This is a genomic window from Limibacter armeniacum, assembly GCF_036880985.1.
Taxonomy (GTDB): domain Bacteria; phylum Bacteroidota; class Bacteroidia; order Cytophagales; family Flammeovirgaceae; genus Limibacter; species Limibacter armeniacum.
Genome location: NZ_JBAJNO010000009.1, coordinates 3263271 through 3289720 on the forward strand (window position 1 = coordinate 3263271; position 26450 = coordinate 3289720).

General features: G+C 39.5%; 20 protein-coding genes and 4 tRNA genes. 13 read left to right on the forward strand and 11 right to left on the reverse strand.

Annotated elements, in window-relative coordinates; translation table 11 throughout:
• Window positions 1-24 precede the first annotated feature (24 nt).
• Window positions 25-1092, reverse strand: coding sequence for a sensor histidine kinase (locus V6R21_RS31305; RefSeq protein ID WP_334247417.1), 1068 nt, complete (start codon window positions 1090-1092; stop codon window positions 25-27).
• A 296-nt stretch (window positions 1093-1388) separates the two neighbouring features.
• Between V6R21_RS31305 and V6R21_RS31310 the strand changes: the two genes are divergently transcribed.
• From V6R21_RS31310 to V6R21_RS31325, 4 genes are all read left to right on the forward strand, one after another.
• Window positions 1389-2651 carry a hypothetical protein gene (locus tag V6R21_RS31310; protein ID WP_334247418.1) on the forward strand — a complete coding sequence of 421 codons (1263 nt, stop codon included), beginning with the start codon at window positions 1389-1391 and terminating at the stop codon, window positions 2649-2651.
• A gap of 174 nt (window positions 2652-2825) precedes the next feature.
• Window positions 2826-3392 (forward strand): flavodoxin family protein, encoded by a 567-nt coding sequence (locus tag V6R21_RS31315; RefSeq protein ID WP_334247419.1) that lies wholly within the window; start codon window positions 2826-2828, stop codon window positions 3390-3392.
• 208 nt (window positions 3393-3600) lie between these two features.
• Window positions 3601-4533, forward strand: coding sequence for an ion channel (locus V6R21_RS31320; RefSeq protein ID WP_334247420.1), 933 nt, complete (start codon window positions 3601-3603; stop codon window positions 4531-4533).
• A 102-nt stretch (window positions 4534-4635) separates the two neighbouring features.
• Window positions 4636-4818 (forward strand): hypothetical protein, encoded by a 183-nt coding sequence (locus tag V6R21_RS31325; protein WP_334247421.1) that lies wholly within the window; start codon window positions 4636-4638, stop codon window positions 4816-4818.
• Between the two features lie 77 nt (window positions 4819-4895).
• Here the strand turns inward: V6R21_RS31325 and V6R21_RS31330 are convergent, their stop codons facing one another.
• Window positions 4896-5507 (reverse strand): NifU family protein, encoded by a 612-nt coding sequence (locus V6R21_RS31330; protein ID WP_334247422.1) that lies wholly within the window; start codon window positions 5505-5507, stop codon window positions 4896-4898.
• 318 nt (window positions 5508-5825) lie between these two features.
• On the opposite strand from V6R21_RS31330, the gene V6R21_RS31335 reads away from it, so the two are divergent.
• Window positions 5826-7307: a sodium:solute symporter gene (locus tag V6R21_RS31335; RefSeq protein ID WP_334247423.1), complete on the forward strand. Its 1482-nt coding sequence runs from the start codon at window positions 5826-5828 to the stop codon at window positions 7305-7307.
• A gap of 84 nt (window positions 7308-7391) precedes the next feature.
• The gene (locus tag V6R21_RS31340; protein ID WP_334247424.1) at window positions 7392-7793 is read left to right on the forward strand and encodes a hypothetical protein; all 402 of its coding nucleotides are present in this window, start codon (window positions 7392-7394) and stop codon (window positions 7791-7793) included.
• Between the two features lie 46 nt (window positions 7794-7839).
• Here the strand turns inward: V6R21_RS31340 and nhaD are convergent, their stop codons facing one another.
• Entirely contained in the window at window positions 7840-9144 is a 1305-nt protein-coding gene (gene nhaD, locus V6R21_RS31345) for a sodium:proton antiporter NhaD (protein ID WP_334247425.1), read from the reverse strand.
• A 395-nt stretch (window positions 9145-9539) separates the two neighbouring features.
• Here nhaD and V6R21_RS31350 point away from each other — a divergent pair, with 395 nt between their 5' ends.
• The 6 genes from V6R21_RS31350 to V6R21_RS31375 all read left to right on the forward strand — a co-directional run bounded on the left by V6R21_RS31350 (window position 9540) and on the right by V6R21_RS31375 (window position 11455).
• Window positions 9540-9971, forward strand: a complete 432-nt coding sequence (locus V6R21_RS31350; protein WP_334247426.1) for an acyl-CoA thioesterase — start codon at window positions 9540-9542, stop codon at window positions 9969-9971.
• Window positions 9968-10930 carry a YihY/virulence factor BrkB family protein gene (locus V6R21_RS31355; RefSeq protein WP_334247427.1) on the forward strand — a complete coding sequence of 321 codons (963 nt, stop codon included), beginning with the start codon at window positions 9968-9970 and terminating at the stop codon, window positions 10928-10930. The genes V6R21_RS31350 and V6R21_RS31355 overlap by 4 nt, the downstream gene beginning before the upstream one ends.
• A 49-nt stretch (window positions 10931-10979) precedes the next feature.
• Window positions 10980-11064: transfer RNA gene (locus V6R21_RS31360), tRNA-Ser, on the forward strand.
• A gap of 57 nt (window positions 11065-11121) precedes the next feature.
• Window positions 11122-11206: transfer RNA gene (locus V6R21_RS31365), tRNA-Ser, on the forward strand.
• 41 nt (window positions 11207-11247) lie between these two features.
• Window positions 11248-11332: transfer RNA gene (locus V6R21_RS31370), tRNA-Ser, on the forward strand.
• Between the two features lie 38 nt (window positions 11333-11370).
• Window positions 11371-11455, forward strand: a tRNA-Ser gene (locus V6R21_RS31375).
• Between the two features lie 41 nt (window positions 11456-11496).
• Here V6R21_RS31375 and V6R21_RS31380 read toward each other — a convergent pair.
• The 8 genes from V6R21_RS31380 to V6R21_RS31415 all read right to left on the reverse strand — a co-directional run bounded on the left by V6R21_RS31380 (window position 11497) and on the right by V6R21_RS31415 (window position 22328).
• Entirely contained in the window at window positions 11497-12684 is a 1188-nt protein-coding gene (locus tag V6R21_RS31380; protein WP_334247428.1) for a CapA family protein, read from the reverse strand.
• Window positions 12685-12802: 118 nt separating this feature from the next.
• On the reverse strand, window positions 12803-13222 hold the full coding sequence (locus V6R21_RS31385) for a hypothetical protein (RefSeq protein WP_334247429.1): 420 nt from the start codon (window positions 13220-13222) through the stop codon (window positions 12803-12805).
• A 15-nt stretch (window positions 13223-13237) separates the two neighbouring features.
• Window positions 13238-13681 (reverse strand): hypothetical protein, encoded by a 444-nt coding sequence (locus V6R21_RS31390; protein ID WP_334247430.1) that lies wholly within the window; start codon window positions 13679-13681, stop codon window positions 13238-13240.
• Window positions 13682-13685: 4 nt separating this feature from the next.
• A complete protein-coding gene (locus V6R21_RS31395; RefSeq protein WP_334247431.1) occupies window positions 13686-14282 on the reverse strand; it encodes an RNA polymerase sigma factor in 597 nt (198 codons plus the stop codon).
• A 139-nt stretch (window positions 14283-14421) separates the two neighbouring features.
• Window positions 14422-15822, reverse strand: coding sequence for a dihydrolipoyl dehydrogenase (lpdA, locus tag V6R21_RS31400; RefSeq protein ID WP_334247432.1), 1401 nt, complete (start codon window positions 15820-15822; stop codon window positions 14422-14424).
• Between the two features lie 191 nt (window positions 15823-16013).
• On the reverse strand, window positions 16014-16484 hold the full coding sequence (locus V6R21_RS31405) for a hypothetical protein (RefSeq protein WP_334247433.1): 471 nt from the start codon (window positions 16482-16484) through the stop codon (window positions 16014-16016).
• 139 nt (window positions 16485-16623) lie between these two features.
• On the reverse strand, window positions 16624-17370 hold the full coding sequence (locus tag V6R21_RS31410; RefSeq protein ID WP_334247434.1) for a DUF4493 domain-containing protein: 747 nt from the start codon (window positions 17368-17370) through the stop codon (window positions 16624-16626).
• Window positions 17371-17399: 29 nt separating this feature from the next.
• Window positions 17400-22328: an Ig-like domain-containing protein gene (locus V6R21_RS31415; protein WP_334247435.1), complete on the reverse strand. Its 4929-nt coding sequence runs from the start codon at window positions 22326-22328 to the stop codon at window positions 17400-17402.
• 651 nt (window positions 22329-22979) lie between these two features.
• On the opposite strand from V6R21_RS31415, the gene V6R21_RS31420 reads away from it, so the two are divergent.
• Window positions 22980-26426, forward strand: coding sequence for a tetratricopeptide repeat protein (locus tag V6R21_RS31420; protein ID WP_334247436.1), 3447 nt, complete (start codon window positions 22980-22982; stop codon window positions 26424-26426).
• Window positions 26427-26450 lie beyond the last annotated feature (24 nt).

Sequence of the window (26450 nt, forward strand, 5' to 3'; positions counted from 1 at the left end):
CAGTATCTCTAGTGTAGCAGAAATTTATTCCTGTATGGAAAGTTTAAGTTTAACGGTATAGCACTCTGTAACATCTTTAACATCCAGCTGGTATTGCTCAGGGTAAAGTAACTCGAGGCGTCTTTTGACATTCTTGATGCCAATACCTTTGTATTTTTTTTCCACGTCAGGAGCTTCAAAGTTTTTGGTCTCCTTTGAATTGGAAATATGGAAAACGAGGTCATTGCTTTCCCGTCTCAGGTCAATATCTACGTAATTCCGCTTATTAGGAAAGTGGGAGACATATTTGAACGCATTTTCTACAAATGGCAGGAGCATTAATGGAGCTACCTGAAAGTTATTGAGGTTACTGTCAAAATTGGCATTGATGTCTATCAGCTTGCTTTTCCGCATACGCTGTATGCCTATATAGTTTTTGAGATAGTCCACTTCCTGTTCAATATTGATATACTTCCCATTACATTCATAGAGTTGATACCTGAGCATCTCAGATAGCGTAAGTAGCGTTTCTTTGGCTCTTTGAGAGTCTTTTCCAATTAGCAGAAAAATGGTGTTGATGGTATTGAAAAGAAAGTGAGGACTGAATTGGGCTCGTAAAAACTGAACCTCAGCAAAGTGTTGTTTCTCTTTTATTTCTAAGCGTAATTTTTCTTCCTGAATCCGTCGTAATACGCTGTTGATAGCAAACACCAAAGTAGAGTAGAAGATAATCAGTAAAGAGTTGTTGAGCCATGTCCAGTTGATTGCCCTTTCCCATTCTTTCAATACATAGTATTTGATCATATAGTGGTACTCTATCTGAGAGACCACCCAACCCAAAGAGACAGCACAAAGCAGGAAAAAGAGAATGAAAAGTTTGTAGCGTTTTCTATAAAGTAGGTTTGGAACAAGAAAACCAATATTGATAAAGACCGCAATAGTGTAAACTACCATCATCAGCAGAATCGTACCTGCATAGTAAAAGAAGCTACCGAGGTAATGTACCTCGTAGAAGGTATTCTGGTAAAGGTAAAAGCCATATACAGCTAGCCAAAGCAGTATGTACCAGAATATGTCTTTTCTTAGGAACTGTTTTATGGGGATGAAAGTCATATACTTTACGGCTTATTTATAGAATAACAAAACAGGAATCAGATTCAGTGCATTTCACTTTATTGAAGATATCAAACAGATTTGAGAAGGACAGGCGAAAAGGGTGAGAAGCATAAAGGGCAGGGTGTAAAGCAAAAAGCAAGACTTATGGTTGCCGTTCACCATTGTACCGGTGCATTTTACCCTCACTATTTTTGTTTTGGTGAAAAAGGAGAGAATTTAAATTTAAGCAGACTCCGTTTTGCGCTACAACTTTGAAACTCCAGTCAGGTATGTTTAGGTTAATGATATTCATAATGATGCTGTTATTGTTCTCTTGTAATGATGGTCCTAATTTGGTCCTTCAGGAATTGAAGAAAGAGAATGGTAGCCAGAAATCCCAGACGATTGCTTACAGGCTGGAAGGAGATACGGTTGTTTTTTATTTCGATGTAACTGAGTATAATTTTTACCATAAGACTTTTGATGGGAAGCATTGTTTTCATGATTTCTGGGGAGACTATATGGACTTGCAACACTTGGTTTATGGTAAGTTTATTTTTGATAAGGATGAGGTAGATATTGAAACAGTACATTTGCTTGGAGACTTCAACTTCTGGACTGAGCCGGGCTGGAAAATGGATAAGGTCAGAGATGGTTACTATCAGCTTAAAGTCCACAAAAAGGATTTGAATAATAAGTATGGTGCTGAATTCACATTTCTGATCAATAATACTTTTGTTGTTTTCTCTGATATAGCTGAAAATGCCATCCATGCCCTACCTTTCTCTGTCTTGGTTTTGGAGCTGCCCAATGTGGTAGACCGACCTGAGTTGGGTTATAAGCTTTCGGATAGTACTGTCACGTTTTATTTTGATAAAGATGATTATGTATCCACTACTGATAAGGATAATGGTATCAAGGCCTTTTTGGATACGATGAACATTGAAACGGTAGATATTGCGGGAGAGTTCAATGCATGGGAGCGCGAGCCAATGTTTCGTCAGCCTGATGGTACTTATACATTTACCAAACCACTTTCTGCGATACAGAATACAGAGTTCAAGTTTAGGGTCAATGGAGAGAACTGGGTAGAACCACCTTTTTATGTCAGCAATGCTATTGGCACGCCTTACCATTTCCGTTTTTATAATTCAAAAAACTTTCTTTTCAGATCAGAAAGAGAACTAGTTCAGCAAGGGTATTATAAGGAAGGAAGAAATGTGGTTTTCCGCTGTGACTTGAACAAATTCACGGATATTATTCCATTGGAATGGTCACATGTGTATGTGACGAATATCTATGTGAAGACTGTATGTCTGGTAGGAGATATAAGTGATTGGAAAGTGGGGAATATGGAAATGGAAGAAGTGGCAGAAGGAGTTTATGAATATGCGATTCCGATTGAGCAATTTGAAGTGGGAAAAAGTTATGAGTTTCTGTTTATGATCAATGGGATGTTTTTTGTGAAAGTGCCAACAAAGACAGCTAACATAACCAAAGGGTATTTGTGGAAAGATCGGGGAATGTTCAGCTTTTCACTAACCTTGGATGACCAGAGTTTTAGTCAGGTGAATTGATTACCGACTTTTATCCCTGCTCTTATGATTAATGGAGGTACAGTAGTGGGCTTTACACTTTTTAGCCTTTAGAATTAAGGTAAGTTCTTTACTATTTTGTATTTTCATTACACCAACCTAAAGGTTCTATCCAGAGCCTGTTATTCTAATCTCATCGCATAAAAATAAACAGCTATGAAAATTTTTGTTGTGTATCACAGCCAATATGGGCATACCGAAAAAGTTGCCAAATCAGTTGCGGATGGTGCTAAAAAAGGAGGTGCAGATGTTACGTTACTGACAGCCAAAGAAGCAATTGATCAGTTAGACAGTCTGGACGGAGCTGACGCTATTATTTTTGGGTCTCCTACTTATATGGGCAGTGTCTCGGCAGGGTTAAAGGAGTTTTTGGAAGCTGCATCCAAAAAATGGCAGAGCCAGGCATGGAAAGACAAGATTGCGGCAGGTTTTACCAATTCAGGTTCACAGAGTGGGGACAAGCTAAATACATTGGGAGATATTTACCTTTTTGCCATGCAGCAGAGTATGATCTGGACAAGTATGGGCATACTGCCTGGCAATAACTCCTCAGGAGGAAGTGTAGATGATTTGAATAGGATAGGAGCCTACTCAGGTTTAATGACACAGTCGAATGTAGATGAAGGACCTGATAAAGCACCTTTGGACAGTGATCTTAAAACTGCTGAGTTTTTAGGGGAGAGAGTAGCTCAGGTTACAAAAAGGTGGATTAACGGAAAATAAGGCATTGACATAGTCACGCTGAAGAAAGGCATAAAACAAAATGGATGTTTTATGCTTTTTATTTTTATGAATATGTAAATAGATGTAAGCAAAGCAATGGCTTATATCCTATTTTTCAGAAACATTTTTATATTAGTCAGTTGTCTTGATTATCAATTGAAAAGGTAATAGGATAACTACTTTTTTGGGTTTTACTAACAGACAGACTATGGCAAAGGAAGTGAAAGACCCGGGGTTAGGTGTAAAATATTATCAGAAAGCCCGCAGGATTATCAATAAGGATGGAAGTTTTAATGTACACCGTATAGGGGTTGAATCTAGAGGCAAAGCCATGTACCATTGGCTGCTGACCACTTCGTGGACTAATTTTTTGGTAATGCTGATTGGTTTACTGTTAGGAATCAATGTTGTATTTGCTGTTGTTTATTTCCTGATAGGAGTTGAGCATATTTCAGGAGCAGTACCATTGGGAGGTACGAAAGACTTTGCTACTACCTTTTTCTTTAGTGTTCAAACTTTTACAACAGTAGGGTATGGGGCATTATCTCCAGAAGGAATGCTAACGAGTATGGTTGCCAGCTTGGAAGCACTTACAGGCTTGATGATCTCGGCTATGGCAACAGGTTTGCTATTTGCCCGATTCTCCAAGCCATCGGCCAATATTCTTTACAGTGAAAGCTTATTGATCACCCCTTATCGAGGTAGTTCCACGCCAAGTTTACAATTCAGAATTGCGAATAAGCGAAAAAATACCCTGATGGAGATGGAGGCGATCGTCATTTTTGCGATTGAACAAAAGGAAGAAGATGGTTTGTTTCACCGACATTATTACGAATTAACGTTAGAGATTGACAAGATTCACTTCTTTCCGCTAAGCTGGACGATTGTACATGTTATTGATGCGGATAGTCCATTGTATGGTGTGACCAAAGAAGAGATGCTTGAGAATGAGGCAGAAGTGTTAATCTTGACAAAAGGTTACGACGATAGTTATGGAGAAGTATTGCATTCAAGACATTCTTATTATGTATCAGAATTCGTTTGGGACAAGCGTTTCAAACGTGCTTATAGGGTAAACAAGGAAGGGAATTTTGTGATGGACTTGAAAGACCTGCATGCAACTGAGCCAATCTTCGAGTAAGAATAATTTGATGGTGGAAATAAATCACCTATATAAATTGAGATAAATAGAAATTTAGTCTAACATGTTGATAGTTAAGCCCTATTTACTACATTGTCTCAAATGAAATCTGAAGCGCAAAAAGCAATCGAGACCAAACTCTTCTACTATGAACATCATTTAGAGGATAAGAAGAAGTATAGAGCAATTTCTATTAAGAAAGAGGAAGAAGAAAGGCTAACGGTAGAAATACAATGTTTTCAGGCTTTTATTGATGACCTGAAAAGTATTTTACAGAAGTTTTAGTTATGAATGAACTTCTAAAAACAAAAGGCACTGTAACCTCAAGTTACAGTGCCTTTTATCTTTTACTGTGTTGCTTTTTACACACCTTCAGCAACTACTTCCTTCACTGAAGGGACCATGCGTTTGAGCATGTTTTCAATGCCTGCTTTCAGTGTAACAGTGGAAGAAGGACAGCCACTGCAAGAACCTTGAAGCAAAACCTTTACAACACCGCTTTCTTCGTCAAAAGAGTGGAACTGAATAGCACCGCCATCCATTTCTACAGCTGGTTTGATGTACTCATCCAATACACCTTTGATTTTTTTGACAGCTTCAGAGTCAGTATCAATGATCAACTGTTGCTCTGGTTGGTTTGCATTGAAAACCTCTTGACCTGTTTCAAAGAAATTCTTGATAAAGGCTTTGACATCATTGATTACTTCAATCCATTCTGTGCTGTCATTTTTCGTAAGCGTAACGAAGTTGCTCATGAAAAATACACGCTCAACAAATGGGAATTCTTGAAATAAAGATGTTGCCAAAGGAGAGTTTTTCGCACTTTCCAGATCAGGGAAGTCAAAGTTGTCCCCATTTTCTATCAGCATAAAGCTCAACATGAACTTCATGGAGTTAGGGTTAGGGTTTGCTTCTGTGTATATAGATACGTTTTTTGGATACAGTTCGTCCTTGTTGTATTTGATATCAGGCATCTTGAAAAGAATCGTTTGTTAGATATTAATACCTTGTTTAGGTGCTAAACTCTCCAAGTCAATGAATTGTTCAGCGAATTAAATAACAAAGGAACGGTGAAAATCATTCCTGTCAAAGAATAGGGATTGGAAAAAGGCAAATGTTTGCAAAAGGTAAACGGGTATTCGCCCTAAGACCGAGGGGTGTTAATTATAAATTTTGATGAATGACATTAGAGTTTGCAGAGAGATATTAAATTGCAGGATAAATTTTTTATGAAATCCCAAAAAATGAAGTGGGACAGCGAATTGACCACTTCTATGATGATTCTTTAAGATATGACACCAACATTGGTCTTGCTTCTGATAGGCATCTATTTTTCAGGAGTGTTGTTGATATCCTATGTAACGGCAAGAGGTGCAACACAGACAACATTTTTTACTGCTGACAAGAATTCTCCTTGGTATCTTGTGGCTTATGGAATGATTGGAGCAACCTTATCGGGCGTAACATTTGTATCCCTTCCAGGATGGGTAGGGACATCAGGCTTTAGCTATTTCCAAACAACAATGGGGTATGTATTGGGGTATGCTGTGATAGCAACAGTATTGTTACCCTTGTATTATAAGCTGAACCTTGTTTCTATTTACTCTTTTCTAGAAGACCGATTCGGTTTTTGGTCATATAAAACAGCGGCATTTTTCTTCTTGTTATCCCGTACTATTCAAGCTGCGGCAAAGCTTTATATTGTTTCAATCGTACTTCAGACTTTTCTGTTTGATGAGTTGAATGTGCCTTATTTTTGGACAGTATTTATTACAATAGCTTTGATTTGGCTGTACACCTTCAGAGGTGGCATCAAAACGGTAGTTTGGACGGATGTTCTTCAAACTACATTTATGCTGCTGGCTGCGGGAATCACGGTGTATATTATTGCAAAAGACCTAGGGTTAGGTTTCAGCGAAATGCTACAAACCATTCAGGAAAACGGGAAATATTCTAAGACGTTTTTCTGGGATCCATCTCAGCCAAGTTATTTCTTCACCCAGTTTATATCGGGAGCATTTTTAGCCTTGGTGATGACAGGTCTTGATCAGGATATGATGCAGAAAAACCTTACTTGCCGTACAGCTCCAGATGCCCAAAAGAACATGTTTTGGTTTAGCTTGATACTGGTTGCTGTGAATATTCTTTTCCTGACATTGGGGGCTATGCTGTACATTTATACAGATAGAATGGGTATTCCATTGCCCGCCAAAGGAGATGAGCTGTTCCCGATGTTAGCCAAAGACTATTTGGGGGTATTTGCGGCTTCTGTTTTTCTTTTGGGTATTATAGCTGCTGCTTATTCTAGTGCAGACTCGGCTCTGACCTCACTAACTACCTCGTTTTGTATTGACTTCCTTAATTTTGGAAAAACCAAAACAGGAAGTGCCCAAAAGCGCACAAGACGTATTCAGGTACACATGATGTTTTCTCTGATTCTGTTGTTGACAGTGATATTATTTAAATTGATCAACAATACATCAGCTCTGGATGCGGTGTTGAAGGTAGCTACTTATACTTATGGGCCTTTATTGGGCCTTTTTGCCTTTGGGTTGCTTACCCGAAAGAAACTCAAAGACAAATGGGTACCTGTGGTTTGTGCATTGTCACCACTTTTATGCTTTCTGATGAATTTCTTTTCTGAAGAGTTATTCAATGGTTACCGTTTCGGTTACGAGTTGCTAATGCTAAATGGAGCCATGACTTTCTTGGGGCTGTTGCTACTCAGCAAAAAAGGAGAGCTTTATGAAAAACGGTTGTTGGAGTGGAAATAAGTATGGCTATTGGTTTTGTGTCCTGATTGATCACATTTAAATTAAAAGCTGTATTTTCTCATTATCAAATACAACCGAATTTATATGAAGCAATACAAAATAAGCTTTCTCCTGATATTATTGTTTGCCATGTTGGGAAGCTGTAAATCCCAACAGGAGCAAACAGTTGTTCCTGATTACTTTTATCAGACTTGGGTACATAGTTTGGAAGAAGATAATGATAGTGTGGTGGTCATGCGAAATGAGCAGTTTGACTTCCCGGTGATTAGGGGAGGCAGAAGTGCACTGACTTTCGAGAAAGATGGAACTGTCAAGAAAAGGGAAATGGCGCCAAATGATGGCCATTATTTGATAACGGAGGGGAAATGGTCTTATATTCCGAAAAACTATTTACTGAAAGTAGAGTTGGAAGATGGTCGGGAAGAGGAGTATACAGTAGTAGTGATGAAGGAGGAAATAATGAAGCTAAAGGAAGTAGCTAACTGATATAAAAGTAAAAGCCAAGAACGGTTCAGGTTCTTGGCTTTTTTGTTTAATAAGCAAATAGCGTGATAAAAATAACAGCTCCTGTAAAGTACCCAATCAAGGCAAGCCAACTGACTTCTCTCAAGTACCAGCCAAAAGGTATTTTTTCCATTCCCATGGCAGCAACTCCAGCAGCAGACCCGATAATCAAAGCACTTCCACCTGTTCCGGAGCAATACGCTATAAGCTCCCACATAATATGATCAGTAGGGAATAAAGTTAACTCATACATCCCCATGGTAGCAGCTACTAGAGGAACGTTGTCAACAACTGCGGAAAGCAAACCAAGGGATAGCGCAATGGTATAGATATTGCCAATATGATGGTCAAGCAACAATGCCATTTCCTTTAATATTCCTGTAGCTTGTAAACTTGATATGGCTACTAGTATTCCGAAGAAAAACAGGACACTAGGTACATCAACCCGCTTCAGGACACCCATTACTGACAAGGGGTGTTTTTGTTCTGTGTTCTTGCTCTTGTGCATAATTTCGGTCAGCAACCATAAAGCGCCTAACCCAAGTAAAATCCCCATAAAAGGAGGTAGGTGCGTTACAGACTTGAAAAATGGAACAAAGATCAGGCATGCAAGTCCTGCAAAAAGCACAATTCTTCTTTCAGCTACCGAAACAGGTTCCTGATGATCAAAATCGTTGTTTAAGTTGTCTGTATTTCCCCTTTCATTTGGATAACTGTATAGCTTTTTGCGGTACGCAAAGGTGATGACCATCAAAGGAGCAAAGATGCAAGCAAGGCTGGGTAGAATTAGTTTGGTAATAATACTCTCGGCTGTAATCTGTCCACCAATCCACAACATGGTGGTGGTTACATCTCCAATCGGTGACCATGCTCCCCCTGCATTGGCTGCTATAACGACCATGCATACAAAAAACATCCTTGTCTGTCGGTCTTTTAGTAGCTTCCTTAGAATGGACACCATGACAATTGTTGTTGTCAGGTTATCCAGTGCTGCTGAGAGGAAAAAGGTAAGCATACAGACCATCCAGAGGAGCTTGATACGTTTTTGGGTTGTGATAAACTGAGTGATATCCTCAAAACCCTGATGTGCATCAATCAGCTCAACGATAGTCATGGCTCCAAGTAGGAAAAACAGTATGCCAGAAATTTCTCCTAAATATTCATACAGCTCATGAACAATCGTATGGGCTTGCTTATCTGCCATCAAAATATAGACTGTCCAGCAAAGTACACCCACAATCAAGGAAGGAGCAGACTTGTCAATTTTGATATTGTGTTCTAAGGCGATGGCCATATAGCCAAGCACGAAAATGGAAAGGATGATAGTAATCATAAAGGTTTTCTGGTTGAAAGTACAAGCACTTTATTAGATAGAATGATTAAGTAGTGAGTGCCTTAGTAGTATGGTTGAAAGTTATGCTGTTGAAGCTGTGGTACTGGATAGAAAATGAAGTGAGTTGGGTTTTTGAAAAACCAGTTAAAACTAAAGATGAAAATGTTTCCCATCAATAATCGTTTTATCTAAAAACTTGCATTGGATTAAGTACAAAGTAATAGTGACCTTTCGCCCTTGAGGTAAATTCTTTATTGATATAATCTTATATTATTCTCATGTTTGTTAATTCTACTGCACTTGATTTAGAGTGAAAAGCCTTGTTCAGGTTGAAGGATTTGGGGATAATACCCTATTTTGCACTTTAAACAGTGAGCAAACAAACCAAATAGACTATGTATTCACACGAAGTGAAAGAGCGAATAAGGTATGCTGATACTGACCAGATGGGTTTTGTGTACTATGGAAATTATGCCCGTTTTTATGAGATAGGTCGAGTAGAAGCTCTTAGAGCGTTGGGAGTCAAATACAAGCAGATGGAAGAGGAAGGAATTATGCTCCCTGTTCTTGAATGCTACTCTAAATATATCAAACCTGCAAAGTATGATGACTTGATTACCATCAAAACGATGATCAAGGAATTACCTTCAGCAAGGATTTTTTTCGAATATGAAATTCTGTCTGAAGATGGGCAGTTGCTAAACCAAGGGAAGACAACACTTGTTTTTATGCGTAGTGATTCGCATCGACCTTGTAAAGCACCAGAAGAAATACTGAAACTTTTGGAACCATATTTTGCAGATAATTACGAAAAAGAAATCTCATGAGCGTTCTTGAAGAATGGCTGCATGAAAGTAAACCAGGAAGCAAGGTTGTAGGGTATCTGAAATCTATAAGGTTCAAGTCACTAGACGTTTCATTGTATACAATCCTGTATATCTTTCTTAAGAAGCTGGATGAAGATGATACGTTACAGAGGGCTCAGGCAGTGGCTTTTAATTTTACATTGGCAGTACTGCCAACCATTATCTTTGTTTTTACCCTGATACCTTACTTGCCGATTGACAACTTTGATGCAATGATTTTTGACTTTCTGGATGAAATGTTGCCAGAGTATGTCACCTATGCAGTCAATAAAGTCATAGTGGATATTGTAAGTCGCCCTAGAGGAGGGTTGTTGTCATTTGGTTTCTTTCTAGCAGCATTTATGGCAACAAGTGGTATGCGTTCACTGATGGATGCATTTAATAGTTGTACGCACTCATTTGAGGGAAGAACTATTTGGAAACAGTATAGTATTGCTTTCCTGCTCACAGCACAGTTGGCATTTACCATGTTTTCGGCTATTATTCTGTTGATATACGGTAAAGTAATTTTGAATGCTCTGGTAGAGTACGGGTATGTGGATACCTTCTTTGTTTATCTGCTTTTGCATATCCTCAGAATTATAGTCATTACGTTTATGTTCTTCCTCAACACTGCACTAATTTACTATTTGGCTCCGGCTATTAAGGTAAGGTGGAAGCTGATTTCACCAGGTTCAGTGATCGCAACTACGTTAGGAATCCTGACATCAAGCGTTTTTTCTTATTATCTGGAAAATTTTAATACCTACAACAAACTGTATGGGTCAATAGGTGCTGTGATAGGTGTAATGTTCTGGATATTAACGGTTTCATATATTTTGTTGATAGGTTTTCAGGTGAATACAACCTTGGATATGACAAAAGAGCGATTGAGTATTTTTGAAGAAAAACAGAAAAAAACTGAAGAAGGGGTTGTGTGATATAAAAAAACCTCACATATTTGCACTCGCAATAACGAAATGGCCATTCAGAGGGTTGGCGGAGTGGTCGAACGCGGCGGTCTTGAAAACCGTTGTGCCGAAAGGTACCGGGGGTTCGAATCCCTCACCCTCTGCACATACAGACCAGTTCGGTCTTTGATGATCGAATGAAGCAACTAAAAAAATTATCCAGAGAGTTGGCGGAGTGGTCGAACGCGGCGGTCTTGAAAACCGTTGTGCCGAAAGGTACCGGGGGTTCGAATCCCTCACTCTCTGCAATAAGACCTTGATCATGATGATGATCTAAAAAACCATCCAGAGGGTTGGCGGAGTGGTCGAACGCGGCGGTCTTGAAAACCGTTGTGCCGAAAGGTACCGGGGGTTCGAATCCCTCACCCTCTGCATATAAGACCTTGATCATGATATTGATCTAAATCCCTAGAGAGTTGGCGGAGTGGTCGAACGCGGCGGTCTTGAAAACCGTTGTGCCGAAAGGTACCGGGGGTTCGAATCCCTCACTCTCTGCACAAAGCGATAATCAAAAGATTATCGCTTTTTTTGTGCCCTTAAAGATCTAATGAGCTGTCAGCTTGTGTGAGCACCCATTTGGAGTCAATGGTGTCATACATGTACTCAAAAACCCCTTTGTTGTATTTTTGAAAGAAGTGTCTATACTTTTTTGTATAAAGCGCCCTCGGGCTTTTAGGGGTTGTTTTTACTTTGTCTACAGGAACTACCTGATATAGCCTTTTACCATTCTTGTAAGGCTTGTCAATCCAAGTCAGAATATAGCCGCATTCGCTTAGCTCTAGTTTATGATCTATTTTTTGCAGTTTCATCCTGAAAATAGCCCCCATCCGTTTCTCATTAGCCTGTCCTGCTACAAAATTTCCGAGTGAATAGACTGTCACTTGCTTTTTAGCTTTGGTAGAGTCATTGAAGGTCTCCATAGGCTGTAGTACATGAGGGTGGGCACCGATAACGTAGTCAATACCCTTTTGGTGAAGAAGTCGACTGATACTTTTCTGATATGAGTTTGGTTGATCAGTATATTCATCTCCCCAATGCATAAAGGCAATAATGGCATCCACATTCGATGCTTTAGATTTATGAATGTCTCGTAGTATTTGGGCAGTGTCGATAGCACAAACAACATTTGGCGGTCTTACCCGAATCCCATTCGTGCTGAATGTGTAATTGAGGAGTGCCAATCGGATACTGTCTTTTTGCAATATTAAAGGGGTGCTATTCAAATATTCTGTAGTATCACGATAAGTGCCAGCCCGAAGTATTTTTAAGCTGTCTAGTACATCTAATGTGCGAATCAGTCCTTTCTTCCCTTTGTCGTAGCTATGGTTATTAGCTGTTGCCATGACATTGACGCCTGAGTAGACTAAGTCTTGGACGAGCTTATCAGGTGCTGAGAATGTAGGGTAACTAGTATAAGGCTCTCCTGCCAATGTCAACTCCAAGTTGGCGATGGTGAAATCAGCTTCTTTCAATTCATCAGCTACCAGCTCGAAGCAGGACTTGTAATTAAACTTGGTAGTGTCTTCTAGCATTGCAGCTCTACGTTGAGAGCCATGTTGCATAATATCTCCTACAAACTGAAGTGTAACATGCGTTGTGTCTGTACTGACAGGAGATGCTAGACTTCTATGGTGCTGAAAGGGTTGAGTAGCTGTCGCTATAAGTGCAATCAGCAAAAAGTTGATCCCTATATAGGAGCCAAAAAATAAAAAGTTCTTCTTCACAGGTTATTAAAAAATAGTTTGTTACTGTTTTAAACGCTGATAAAGAAGCTTTTTGTATTAGAATATTAAAAATGAATATAAAAAAAACGCAAAGTCTAACTTTGCGTTTTTGAGGTTGTTATCGTCGTCTCCTATTGGCGACTTGTTCCAGTAGTTTCCGTTTTAGTTTTTCCTCGACTTGTAATAGTGCCGCCAGTTGCCGTACAGTGAGTACACTGCTGAGTTTATTCATGTATGTCTTTTTAAGATCAAGAGACTCTTGCTCCAAAGCCAAGGTTCTGTCAATGTCTTTCTTGAGTTGTTCATCGCTTTTGGCAATACTTCCTGTAGCGAGTTCTCTCATTTCATTTCTGATGGCAACCTGTTTTTCGGTATACTCATCATAGACCTTCCAAAACTGGGCAGAATCTTTTGTAGAGAGTGCCAATTGTTCTGTAATAAAGTTTTTTCTGTATGCTTCTATCCGTCCTTGTCTTACTTGAGCCACAGAGACACTGCTGAGAGCCAGTAAGACGAGTAAAATAAGGAGTCTATTCATTTTTTATGGTAAATTTTATAAGAGGTCTTCTATATCTGATATTTCAATTTCGCTTTCTAAATATTGTTCTAATTCTGACTCATGCCCTTCTGAGATTTCAATATCTTCTTCTTCTACAAATAGTGCTACATCATAGGCAGAAATACCACTGTGTAACAAATAGAGTTCGGCATCTGTAGCTGTAATATCTTCAGGTAGTGGAGGAGCTTCTGCCACAACATCATCTGATTTGAACGGATGTGGATCCTCAGCTAAGAAAAGTGCTGTAAATGCTACCAAAATACAAGCAGCTACAGCTGCGGCAACCCACCTTCTTCGGTAATCCCTAAGTTTTACTTCCTTGGTAAGTGGAGCGTTTGTATCCTTCGCTTTGTCAACGATCTTATCCGTGACCTTGTCAAAGTATCCCTCAGGTACTTTAAAAGGCTTTGGGTTTTTATTTATATCGTCAAGTTTCATGGTATCAGCTATTGGTTAAAATATGCTCAATCTTTTTTACAGCATGATGGTAAGAAGCTTTCAGGGCGCCAACGGAAGTGTCCAGTACTTCTGAAATGTCCTGATAGCTCATGTCCTCAAAATATTTCATATTGAAAACCAGTCGTTGCTTTTCAGGTAGCTTCAGAATAGCCTTTTGGAGCTTTATCTGTATTTCATCTCCTGATATTAATTCGCTTTCATCAAGCTTATTAGCCAGTTCCTTGTTTACATCATGTATAGATAAAAAGAATCTTTTCTTCTTTTTGTTTAGAAAATTTAAACTATGGTTTGTGGCAATGCGGTACAACCAAGTATAGAGCTGTGATTTTCCTTCAAAACCGTTCAGGTTATGCCATGCCTTAATAAAGGTTTCCTGTGTTAGGTCATCTGCATCTTCATGAGTAATGACCAGCTTACGTATATGCCAGTAAACACGTTCCTGATACTTCTCAAGCAAGGCCCTAAAAGCCTCCTCTTTGGTAGAGGACAGTGAGAACTTACGTAGTATTTCGGTGTCTTCGAGTGTTTCTGAATTCACAATCGTTGTAAAGTTGGGCATCATGGTCATTTGACAGACCATTTGAAGAAAGGTTTAATACTAAACAAAAAAAAATTGAAATAGTAAGGAAAGTAGGGAAAGAAAAAATCCACGCCAGCGAATAGCCAACGTGGATTTTGAAGATTTATCTTGTAGCAGTAAATATACTGCAATTAGATGCTTACAAGTGGATACACTCACCGTATGCCTCTGCAACTGCTTCCATAACAGCTTCAGACAATGTCGGGTGAGGGTGAACCGCTGTGATGATCTCGTGACCTGTAGCTTCCAACTTACGGGCAGCAACTGCTTCAGCAACCATTTCAGTTACGTTGGCACCGATCATGTGACAACCTAACCATTCGCCGTATTTAGCGTCAAAGATTACTTTCACGAAGCCTTCCTTGTGACCCGCAGCACTTGCTTTACCTGAAGCAGAGAATGGGAATTTACCCACTTTGATCTCGTAACCAGCTTCTTTCGCTTGCTCTTCAGTGTAACCTACAGATGCGATTTCAGGAGCACAGTATGTACAACCAGGGATGTTTTTGTAATCCATTGGCTCAGGGTTCAGACCTGCAATTTTCTCCACACAAATGATGCCTTCGTGAGAAGCAACGTGTGCAAGAGCAGGACCGTGAACGATGTCACCAATTGCATAAACATTTGGAATGTTAGTTTTGTAGAAGTCGTCTACTAGGATTTTGCCTGCGTCATGAGCAACACCTGCCTCTTCCAGACCAATGCCTTCAATGTTTGTAGCAACACCAACAGCAGAAAGTACAACATCACACTCAATAGTAGTTTCTTCGCCTTTCTTGTTGCTTTTCACTGTCACTACACAGCCTTCACCTGAAGTGTCAACGTTAGTTACAGCAGCATCAGTCATCACCTTGATGCCTTGCTTCTTGAAGCTCTTAGCCAGCTCTTTTGAAATATCAGCGTCCTCTACAGGTACGATACGTGGCAAGTACTCTACGATTGTTACTTCAGTACCGATTGAGTTGTAGAAGTAAGCAAACTCAACACCGATAGCACCCGATCCCATTACAACCATTTTCTTAGGTTGTTTTTCCATTGTCATGGCTTTGCGGTAGCCAATTACTTTTTCGTTGTCGATCGGAATGTGAGGAAGTTCTTTTGAACGGCCACCAGTTGCCAAGATGATGTTGTCAGCTTCATAAACAGTTTTAGTACCGTCAGCAGCTTCTACTTCTACTTTCTTGTCTGATGTCAGACGACCGAAACCTAAAAGCTTCTCGATTTTATTTTTCTTCAAAAGGAACTCGATACCCTTGCTCATGCCATTGGCTACACCACGGCTACGCTGTACCATTGCCTCAAAGTTTACGTTCGCGTCACCTACCGTTACACCGTAATCCTGAGCATGTCTGATGTATTCAAACACCTGTGCACTTTTCAACAGGGCTTTTGTAGGAATACAACCCCAGTTCAAGCAGATACCCCCTAGTTCAGCTTTTTCTACAACAGCTGTTTTCAGACCCAATTGAGAAGCTCTGATCGCTGCTACATAACCACCAGGACCGCTACCAATTACAATTACATCAAATTTTGCCGACATAACAGTTAATTATTTAGATGCTTAAAAATATCTTTCGTTTTCATTAGCCAAAAAGACAAGAAGTCTTGATGACCGCACAAAAATAAGTGTTTAAGGGAGATTAAAAAACTGTAAGACTAATTGCAGTTTAACTGTATATCAATAGAAAAGGCATTGCTGTCAACAATGCCTTTCTTGATTCAATATGCAATTTACTCTGTGTCTCCGTCTATTTCAGGAGCCTGCGAAGTTCCAAAAAATGTACTTGGAAGAATCTTACGAATAAAAGATTTGCCTTCTTCAATTTCTTTGACTTCAAGCTGTGATTCCTGAAGTGCTTTTTGCCAAGCAGGAGGAAAGCCAATCAAAGAGCCTGAGAGTGAGTCAATAGCTTTTTGGTATACTTGTAAGGTTATCATCTCTTTTCTGCCAGGCTTTTGCATTAATACCTGATTGCTGATACGCAGGTTCTCGTTTTCCTTCTTGAGCATTTCCATTTCCTTCTTACGTTGGTCAATGGCTTCTGCATCCAATTCCATTTTTTGGTGAAGGTGTTTTTTAAGGTCTTTGATTTCCTTCTTGAGCTGATCCCGCTTGATCATTTGCTGTATATACAAAATAAGGCATAAGACAAGTCCAATACCTAAACCTATAAGGAAGTCCTCCAATGAAAAATTTTCCATGCTGATTTTAATTAAAATAATAAAGCCGAAAGCGCTATCCAGTTAAACAACTTAGTAACAAAAGCTGAGAAATTTAACTATTTGAAGATAGTACTTTCGGCTGAAAAGTGAAAAACTAGTGCCCTAAACGGAGTAGCAGCTAGATTCCCTGAGAAGTCAGTTCAATATCTACGGATGTATCAATATTAATGGCTTTTACCAAAATAGCGTTATAGTCTCCTGGACGGACATCGTTCAAGACCAACGTTTTCTTTTTGACGATTCCATTTTTAGTCATCGTGACATTGATGGTAATCGGTGAAGCTGAGAAATACCCAACCCTTTGTTCATCACCTGTATAAGTAAGAGAACCATCACTTGAAGAAGCTGTCATTTCATAAGTATCAAAGAACGCTTGGGTTTCAGGAGTGTAGTCGATCGTTAGTAAGGTATTTAAGACCTCAAAATCGATACTTTTGATAGCGACTACAGCGTCACCTACTTCAAAACCTTGTTGACCTTTAAGCTGTGGTGCATCAAAGGCAGGCATGGTCGGTGTTCCATTATCAACATGAAGTGTATACTGACCTTCAAAGAGTGTGATAGGGAATGGCACCTTGGTCATGTCTTCAAAATAGGCAATCTGTTTTCCTGAAGAATCATTGACAATAGCTAAGTGAAACCCTTCCAATGATAGTTGAGATAGGTCTACTCCGGCTTTAGCTAATACGTTGTAACCTAAGTCAAGGTCAAGTGTATTGAGTGTGACCTTACCTTCTGAAGGAAGTTGTTCAGCTTTCGCTGTTTCTTCTTCGGGCTCCACAATGAAAATGGGAATACACGATTGCCAGATTGTAGAAAGCAAGACGAAAAGCAGTAAGCGATATGAATATTTTATTTTGTTCATGGCTTTATCTGTAATCTATAATGAGTCAGTTACCTTTTCAATAATTGAAGAGCCGAAACTCCTTTGTCTGTTTTGATCATTAAATGGTATAAACCATTTGGAAGCTGTGCTACAGTGATTGTTTGCTGTAAGCCTTCCAAAGACTGAACCAATACCAATCTGCCTGTTGCATCGAAGATCGATAGTTGTGAACCCGTACTGAAGTTGCCTTCAAGGTTAATGATATCGACAGCAGGGTTAGGATAGAGCTTGATATTTGATTTGAATTCATCGTCAACACCCAAGACAATCCTATTGGATGGAGCATATGCAAATATTTCAGACGGAATCAGGAAATGTAACTCTATAATTCTCTCTTCACCTGTAACTCTGATGAGCAGACTTAAATCGTCATTTGATATACCTGAAATATCTCTGTCAATGATTACCTGAGAAGAGTCAGTACTTAGTGTTAGCCATTCGGGAACAGCAGTACTGTCTTCAAGGGTCATATCAAAGTCAAGAATTGATTTGAGTACATCAAGCCTGTCCGCAGGAAGCTGAACCAAAAGTTGGTTTCCACTGCCAAGGGAAAGGTCTGCTTCAGTAGCCTTGACATAGATAGAGGTCACTGCATACACATTATATTCAGATTCTGTCACGTAGAAAGAGACGTTGACAGAAGCCGCTGCTTCAAAATTAAGGTCACCTATTTGGTATGCAGCTATCGTCACTTTTCCTGTATCATATAGAGAAACTAAACCTCCATTTATGGTGGCATTACCTTCCAGTACTTCAAAACTTACAGGTAAGCCTGAAGTTGCTTCTGCCTGAAGACTGAATTCAGGTTTAACAAGTAAGTCAATATCCTCAATTGGTGTAAAGGAAATACTTTGTGTTTGCTTGACAACCTCTAGTGTGCTATTGATATAATTGAATGTATAGTGACTGTCATTTCCTCCTGAAATGGTAACAGGATAAATACCAACATTTGAAGAAAGTGTTGCAGTAGTAGAGACAGTTGGCAGTGTTGCCAATACTGTTTTATTCTCACCAACCTTAAATCCGCTGAAGTATAGGTTAAAGGTTGGATTTGCAGTATTGTAAGGTCTGCTAAGTGTATCTGTACTGACTGTCAATAATGCAGGCTCTACAATAATAGAGAATGATGCAGCTGCTTGAGCTCCCAAATCATCGGTTGCTACAACACTAATTACAGTGGTGCCAATATCTTGAATACTGAATGATAATTGGTCACCAGTCAATGAATAAGTGACTGAGCTGCCTGTTCCGTCTATTGTATAGGATAACGTTGCACCTTCTTCATCATAGAAATAGTCAGAAAATACAATGCTTGAGTCGGCTGCATTGTATGGCATTACAATATCACTGATTACTGTTTCTAAAATAGGAGGATCATTAGCCTCCAATACATTGAATGTGATGGTGGATGCTATGTCTGCAATACCTGTATCATCAGCAGAAATAGATGATTGTACATCAAAGGATGCTGTTCCGAAGAATGCCAATGTAGGAATAAAAACAATTGGGTTCTCTGCAGGGATGAAGGTGCCTGCTGGTATTATGGTAATACTGTCAGGTTGATAAAGCACTCCATTGGTAATGTTGGATACTTTAAAGTGTGTAACATTGGCATCATCATTTGGATCTTTTTCTATAGAAACTTCTAGTGTGGAGTCCTCTATGATATTGTAGGTTCTTGCTACAGGTTTGTTTGCAAAAGCGTCTACTAAGATACCGGAAGTGTTTCCATTATTGGCTAAGTCTAGGGTGGCAGCGTTTCCGACGATATCTGTGATACTGCCACCATTCAACATCATTGGAAGTGGCAAGGTAATACCATCCTTATCTTCATCTCTTGCTTGGACAGTATAAGCAAAGGTAATGGAGCTGTCTGATGCACTTTGATAAGAAGCTTCCCATGTACCGCTTCCTTGTAGGTTGTTGAAGCCTAGAGCCAATGAAGGAGAGCCCGAAACCTGAATTGCTTCATTAAAATTGACAGTGATGGAAAGTGTTTCGCCAGCTTGGTAAATTTTGTTTGCAGGAAGTACCTCTGATCGTACAATAGGTCCTGTAATATCATATACAACCATTACTGTATCTGATAGTGTGTTTCCATTTCCTAAACTATCTGTTAAGGCTCCTGCTTCTATCCAAGCTTCCATATTACCTTCAGTAATTGGTAATAGGTCTGCTGAATAACTGGAAGGTGTTAACTGCTGAAAGTTGCTGATAGTAGCATTCGATACAGAAATATCAGCAATTGTGAAACCAGTAACATTATCATCAAAGTCAATACTGAATGGTACAGGTGTTAAAATATCATTCGTGATGTTTTTACTGGCCTGAAGTGTAGCAACAGGTCCTGTGAAGTCTCCTACAATTGAAAAAGTGGCTTCAGCGTTACTGTTTCCAGCTGGGTCGTAATGTATGTCAGCAGGTACTGTTACACTTGCCATACCATCTGAAAGGATGTTCATGGTAAGTGTGTAAAGTCCCTCTCCATTGTAATCGAGACTGTCTATCGTCGCATTAGTGGTAATAAGGTCAGCCAATGTGAAGTTTTCAAAGTATTCATTAAAAGCTAACTCTATCAAGAAACTACTATTGCTAGTTGGCGATAGTTCGTTGGAATTGAAAATAGGCTGTGGTTTTATGATATCATAAAACGTATAGAAATAATCAATATTAACGATGTTGCCAGCCAAGTCAGTGATGTTACCGGTTTCACCATCAATTTCCATATCAATATATTCTTCAACAACACCAGCATTAGGTAGAATATTAAAAGTATACTCCTTGTTGGCGGTAACTTCAGCCAATGAACCTGCTTCTATTGTAGCATTAGCACCATAGAAATAAAAATCACTTTCATCAAACCCTATTACATCTTCACTGAAAGTGATTTTGGCAGGAATTGGGCTGATATTGGTTGCTTCGCCGTTAGGGAATTCGATGGTATAGCTAGGACCTGTAATATCATAATTGATAGTTAAAGTATCTGACAGGATATTATCGTTGAAAAGTGAATCGGAAAGTGCAGATGGCTCAATCCAAACTTTCATAATACTGTCAGAAGCAGTTACTGTAGGGTAAATGTCTGCTGTAAAACTTTTTACTGAAACCTGCTGGAAATTACTCACCGTAGCATTTATTGTTGCTAGGTCAGTTGAATCAAAGCCTACAACAGCTTCGTCAAAATCGATAGTGATTGATGCTGATGAATTGGTTAATGAAGTTGAAGAACTAAATGTGGCAACAGGTCCTGTGAAGTCACCTACTACTGAGAATATAGCAGCCTCATTGCCGTTGCCAGCCCAATCTGCTCTGGTGTTGGCAGGTAAGGAAACAGTAGCAACACCATCTGCTAAAATGTTTAGATTTAGCATATAAGGTCCTTCTCCAAGATATTCTACACTGTCAATTGTAGCGTTTGTCGTCACCAAATCACTCAGGGTAAACCCTATTAAGTCTTCATCCAATAAAAATTCAAGAGGTATGGAGCTATTACTGGTTGGTGACACTTCATTAGAATTGAAGGAAGGTTGTGGCTTTACAATATCATAATATGTGTAGAAGTAATCCCAAATAAGGTCATTGCCAGCCATGTCGGTGATATCAATTACTTCACCATCAATCTCAATGTCGATATATTCATCTACGATACCTGAATTAGGAGAAATATTAAAAGTATATTCCTTGTTAGCGATAACTTCAACCAGTGAACCTGTTTCTATTGTGGCATTAGCACCGTAGAAATAAAAATCACTTTCGTCAAACCCTATTACCTCTTCACTAAAGATAATTTTAGCAGGAATTGGGGTTGCATTGGTTGCTTCGCCATTAGGAAATTCAATGACATAAGTAGGAGCTGTCTGATCAAATTCAATAGAAAATATAGTCTCAGGGTTTACCTCTCCTGCTAAATTAGAAGCGGTACTTTCAGGAATTACAAATCCTACACTGCCATCAGCGTCAGGGTAAACGTTGAGGGTAGCTTCCGGGGTCAATAAATCAATATAAGCTGAGAAAGGTTCAGGCGTGTCTGAAGCATAGATTCTTCCGTCGTTAGCCACGCATACAGCTTGTGGATTTTTAAAAGGGTTACTTGGCGAGATCGACTCAACGATTACTCCATTAGTGTCAATCTTAAGTAATTTGAAACTGCCTTTGTCCAGTGTGTAGATATAACCAAAGCCATCAATTGTAAGATCATTAATAGCACCATAACTTCCGTCTAGTGTTTTCACGGAGTATGAGTTGGCAGGATCTACTATGTAAATGGTATTGGAGCTGTCATCAGCTAAATAGATGTAACCATTAGGACCTCCAACTTCAAGGAAGGTGCAAAAAGGAATATCCCAATACCCAGTTTCTAGTCCATCCAAGGAAGGGTCATGTTGTGTTAATACTCCTCCACCTCCATCTAAAATATACACCATGCCATCAGGTGTTACTGCTATGTCACTAGCACTTTCAAAAGAGAGGTCCCACAATACAGCATTACCGTTAGGATCATACATAAAGACCTCGTTGTTATCTGTAATGATATAAACGTTCTCGTCTTTATCAGCTGTGATACCTATTACGTTTCCTGTTGCAGTTATGTCCCATTCGGCAATTATATCTCCTTCAGGAACAACCTTCTTGATTAGGCTCGCCCCTTGATCCACAACAAATACATTCCTAAGTGGGGAAACGCAAATGACCGTAGCATCAACTAGACTATCTTCCAGTATCGCTTTGCTTGGGTATGCAAATTTGAAGTCAGCAACTGTCGCATTAAACGGTTCCAGCTTATCTACATGCAAACCATCAATAAGTTGATTGTAATTGATAGTAACTGGAATCGGGTTTGTGTTTGTAGGGGAGCTGGCTGTAGAACTTATGTTCAGCTGAGGAGCCTGCCCAAAGGTGAGCAGTGGAAATATCAACAAAAGCAGATATAACCACATAGCTTTAAAAGGTAGAATTCGGATCATATGTATGGTACTCTTAATCGGTTTTAGTGTATTTGAGCAACGAGCTTTTTTGGTGCTGCTTGTCAGTTTAAGTCAGTAAAATTGTGAATAAATTTAAAAAATAGATTCAAATACCTTCTAAAGGTAAAATAAATCCTTCTTTTTACCTTATAAAATGGGTCTGTAATGCTTTCTTTCCTAAGAATTACTAGCCTGAATCCCTCAAAATATACCCGTCAGGAGGTGCATTGTTATATGTTTTAAAAATGTTGTACCTAGTTTTACCGTAGCTAATGAATAATTGTTTTTGCTTAAGGGCTATTGTGTAAGGTATTAGGTTATAATTTTCTTAATTCGGAGTTGTAAGAAAGAGTGTATTTAAACATCCCGTTCTTTTTTTAGTTCAATATTTGACCTTATACCCATTTTATTCTGAAATTGTAATAAAACTAGGTCTTGCCACATTACTGTGGTGAATCTTCTAGTGAATCTATTAAGCAACGAAGAATTATTCTTTAACCTTTTTCTTCATGACTCTGCGATTCTTGCATGATTTTAGAGACTAGAATAGTGTTGCTGCATCACATTTACGAATACTATACAATTAAGCCCTATTCCTTTTACCTGACTTCACCTTTAATAACCATGAGAACGCTGTTTTCCTTTTATCTGCTGATGCTGCTCATTGTGCCTGTACATGCGCAAAAAAGTATCGGAGAACTAAATCAACAAATCAATGAACTCTGCCGTGCTGGAAAGTATACGGAAGCATCCGCTTTTGCAGAACAATATCTGGCACAAGCCGCAGAGAAATTGGGAACCAAGCACCCCCATTATTTGGAAGCCCTTAAGTGGACCATCAATATTTATAAAAAAGCCAACCTTAACGATAAAGCTGAGACGGGATATCAGGAATTGCTTTACCTGAAGGAGCAGTCGGAAGGTAAGGATAGCTCCAGTTATGCCCAGACACTGAATAATTTAGGTTTACTCTACTTTGGACTGGAACGGTACAAAGAGGCAGAACCATTGTTTGAGTCAGCTTTGGAAATCGTTACGCTTGCACCGGGAAAGGAACATCCTTATTATATCAGAACGAAGAATAACCTAGCGATGCTCTACAAAAGTATGGGGCGCTATAAGGAAGCGGAAACGGCTTTTAGTGAGACGTTAGAGTTAGTAAAGACAGTTCTGGGAGAAGAAGATAAGGAGTATGCAAGTACTTTGAATAATCTGGGGTTGCTTTATATGACGACGGGTGATTATGCCAAGTCGGAAGATATGTTGGTGAGAGCCTTACAATTGAAAGACTCCATTTATGGACGAGAAACCCCTGAGTATGGAGCAAGTCTACATAACTTGGGGATGCTTTGCCAAGAAAAAGGATTATACAAGAAGGCTGAACAGCTGTACAAGAAGGCATTGGAAATAGCAGAAGCGTCATTTGGTAAAGAGCATTTGTATTATACCAATAGCTTACGAAACTTGGCTGAGCTTTATCAGAGAATGGGTTTATACCCTGAAGCGGAGCAGAGGTTTAAGGAGGCCATAACATTGAAAGAAAGGGTTAATGGAAAAGACCATACGACCTATGCCAAAAGTATTTCTAACCTGGCAGTATTATATACTGAGATGGGACGCTATCAGGAAGCAGAGCCTCTTTATAAAGAAGCTATGGAAATAAAGGCACGCAAGCTAGGTTATTGGCACCCGGAGTATGCTGAAAGCTTAAATAGCTTGGGTGACTTATACAGAAGTATGGCAAGGTATGAGGAAGCGGAACCACTTTATACCACTGCACAGAAAATTAATAGAGAGCAGTTGGGAATGTACCATCCTGCCTATGCGGGAAGCTTACACAGGTTAGCGATACTGAATCAGGATTTGGGTAGGTTTGATACAGCAGAATACCTGTTCAAGAAAGCACTTAGGTTTAGGGAAAGTATATTGGGAACTTCACACCCTGCATATGCACAAAGTTTAGGCAGGTTAGCCACTCTTTATTTCAGGGAAGGTGATTATGATAAGGCTGAGCCACTTTTTAAAGAATCATTGGCTGTTAAGGAAAAAAGCTTGGGACGTATACACCCTGCATATGCCGAAGGATTGAATGACTTGTCATTGTTGTACAGTAACACTGGAAGGTGGAGTGATGCTGAGAGCTTGTATAAAGAAGCGATGTTTATTAGGGGTAAGGTGCTTGGAACACACCATCCGGCATATGCTGAAAGCTTGCATAATTTGGCAGGGCTATATCAGAAAATGGGAAAGTATGGATCTGCTGAAAGCCTTTACCAGCAAGCTTTAGAGCTTAAAAAAGAAACATTAAATACCACTCACCCTTCATATGCTGAAAGTTTACACCAACTAGCTGAGCTATACCGTAAAACAGGACAGTATCAAATGGCTGAATCCATGATGGTTCAAGCTGCAAAGATTAAGCTTTCGGAGTATAAGAATGAGTTAGGGGGAAGTAGTGAAGCGGAGAAGAAACAGTTTTTGGAAGCCAATCAGGGATTTTTTGAGAACCTTGACCATATTTTTATTGAACAGACCAATAAGTGGTCTGATTCTTTGCTGGAATCCCGATTTGAGATACAGTTGGCTTTAAAAGGCTTTCTCTTGAATAGTGTGCAAGGAATCAAGCACCGTATATTGAAAAGTGGCTCTCCTAAACTGATAGAGGAGTATCATAAGTGGCAGTCGGTACAGGAACAAATTGCCCGTGTTGGAAACCTGAGCGCTGAAGAGCGTAAAAAACAAGGGGTGAGCCTTCGTGAGCTGAAACGGCAAGCCAACAAGCTTGAGAAGTACCTTTCTCTGCGATCAGAAAGTTTTAGGGCTTCAGTAGAGGAGCAAGAAACTACATGGGAGGACATTCAAAAGTCTTTAGCACAAGGTGAAGTAGCTGTTGAGTTGGTTAGAATGAGCTACAGAGATGAAAAAACAACTGGTAGCCAAATCTACTATACTGCATTTATCATCACACCTGAAGTTGAGATGCCTGTAGCGGTAGTACTGTCAGATGGTGATAAGATGGAACAACAGTACTTTAAGCAGTACTCAGGATATGTTTCGGGAGCAAGTAGGGGACTTATTCTTGTAGATAACAAAATAGACCTTTATTCAGCTTATTGGCAGCCTATATGGAAGAAAATTCAACAATTACAACCTGATGCACAGCATATTTATATGGCTGCTGATGGGGTTTATAATCAGCTTAATCCAGCAATTCTTGAAAATACAATTACCAAACAATACCAATTGGATGAAGCAGATATCCATAGAATAACCAGTACACGTGATATTGTTAGTCTCAAACAGGCAAAAGTAGAGCCTTCAGGAGCAATAGAAGAGGCTGTATTGTTTGGAAGACCTTCTTTTGAGTTACAGAAGGCAGAACATATGATGTTGGCGTCACAAAGTGGAGAAAGGAATGCAGGGGTAAGGTTTGGTGGCATTTGGAAGGAATACTACTTTGAAGACTTGCCTGGTACAGAAAAAGAGGTTCATGATATTGAAAAAATACTGCAACAAGAAGGTTGGAAAGTAACAACCCACTTTGGTAAAGAAGCATTGGAGGAAGAGGTAAAGGCCGTTAAGAGTCCAAGAGTATTGCATATAGCGACACATGGCTTTTTTATGAAAAGTGATTCCATAACCAAGCAGGATTTGACTGAGGCGATGTTGCGCTCAGGTCTGGTAATGGCTGGTGCGCAAACCTATTTCAGAGCAGAACAAAAGTATGATGTAGAGGATGGTATTCTGACAGCATATGAGGCTATGCATCTAGACCTTGAAAATACAGAATTGGTGGTGTTATCCGCTTGTGAAACAGGGCTCGGTCAGGTTGAAACAGGTGAAGGAGTATATGGCTTGGAAAGAGCATTTACGATAGCAGGAGCGGATGCTGTACTTATTAGTTTGTGGCAAGTGGACGATTTCGCAACGCAAGAACTGATGACCGCTTTTTATCAGCAGTGGATGAAGACTGGAGATAAGCGTAAAGCATTTAGAGAAGCCCAATTGCAGCTCAAACAGAAATATAGAAGACCATATTATTGGGGAGGGTTTATTATGATAGGAGAGTAGAGATAAAAAAGCTCTCATCACTAG

Excerpts from the sequence above, each read along its gene's own strand:
- V6R21_RS31305 (WP_334247417.1), bottom strand. The coding sequence starts at position 1,092 with ATGACTTTCATCCCCATAAAACAGTTCCTAAGAAAAGACATATTCTGG.
- V6R21_RS31310 (WP_334247418.1), top strand. The coding sequence starts at position 1,389 with ATGATGCTGTTATTGTTCTCTTGTAATGATGGTCCTAATTTGGTCCTT.
- V6R21_RS31315 (WP_334247419.1), top strand. The coding sequence starts at position 2,826 with ATGAAAATTTTTGTTGTGTATCACAGCCAATATGGGCATACCGAAAAA.
- V6R21_RS31320 (WP_334247420.1), top strand. The coding sequence starts at position 3,601 with ATGGCAAAGGAAGTGAAAGACCCGGGGTTAGGTGTAAAATATTATCAG.
- V6R21_RS31325 (WP_334247421.1), top strand. The coding sequence starts at position 4,636 with ATGAAATCTGAAGCGCAAAAAGCAATCGAGACCAAACTCTTCTACTAT.
- V6R21_RS31330 (WP_334247422.1), bottom strand. The coding sequence starts at position 5,507 with ATGCCTGATATCAAATACAACAAGGACGAACTGTATCCAAAAAACGTA.
- V6R21_RS31335 (WP_334247423.1), top strand. The coding sequence starts at position 5,826 with ATGACACCAACATTGGTCTTGCTTCTGATAGGCATCTATTTTTCAGGA.
- V6R21_RS31340 (WP_334247424.1), top strand. The coding sequence starts at position 7,392 with ATGAAGCAATACAAAATAAGCTTTCTCCTGATATTATTGTTTGCCATG.
- nhaD (WP_334247425.1), bottom strand. The coding sequence starts at position 9,144 with ATGATTACTATCATCCTTTCCATTTTCGTGCTTGGCTATATGGCCATC.
- V6R21_RS31350 (WP_334247426.1), top strand. The coding sequence starts at position 9,540 with ATGTATTCACACGAAGTGAAAGAGCGAATAAGGTATGCTGATACTGAC.
- V6R21_RS31355 (WP_334247427.1), top strand. The coding sequence starts at position 9,968 with ATGAGCGTTCTTGAAGAATGGCTGCATGAAAGTAAACCAGGAAGCAAG.
- V6R21_RS31385 (WP_334247429.1), bottom strand. The coding sequence starts at position 13,222 with ATGAATAGACTCCTTATTTTACTCGTCTTACTGGCTCTCAGCAGTGTC.
- V6R21_RS31390 (WP_334247430.1), bottom strand. The coding sequence starts at position 13,681 with ATGAAACTTGACGATATAAATAAAAACCCAAAGCCTTTTAAAGTACCT.
- V6R21_RS31395 (WP_334247431.1), bottom strand. The coding sequence starts at position 14,282 with ATGGTCTGTCAAATGACCATGATGCCCAACTTTACAACGATTGTGAAT.
- lpdA (WP_334247432.1), bottom strand. The coding sequence starts at position 15,822 with ATGTCGGCAAAATTTGATGTAATTGTAATTGGTAGCGGTCCTGGTGGT.
- V6R21_RS31405 (WP_334247433.1), bottom strand. The coding sequence starts at position 16,484 with ATGGAAAATTTTTCATTGGAGGACTTCCTTATAGGTTTAGGTATTGGA.
- V6R21_RS31410 (WP_334247434.1), bottom strand. The coding sequence starts at position 17,370 with ATGAACAAAATAAAATATTCATATCGCTTACTGCTTTTCGTCTTGCTT.
- V6R21_RS31415 (WP_334247435.1), bottom strand. The coding sequence starts at position 22,328 with ATGTGGTTATATCTGCTTTTGTTGATATTTCCACTGCTCACCTTTGGG.
- V6R21_RS31420 (WP_334247436.1), top strand. The coding sequence starts at position 22,980 with ATGAGAACGCTGTTTTCCTTTTATCTGCTGATGCTGCTCATTGTGCCT.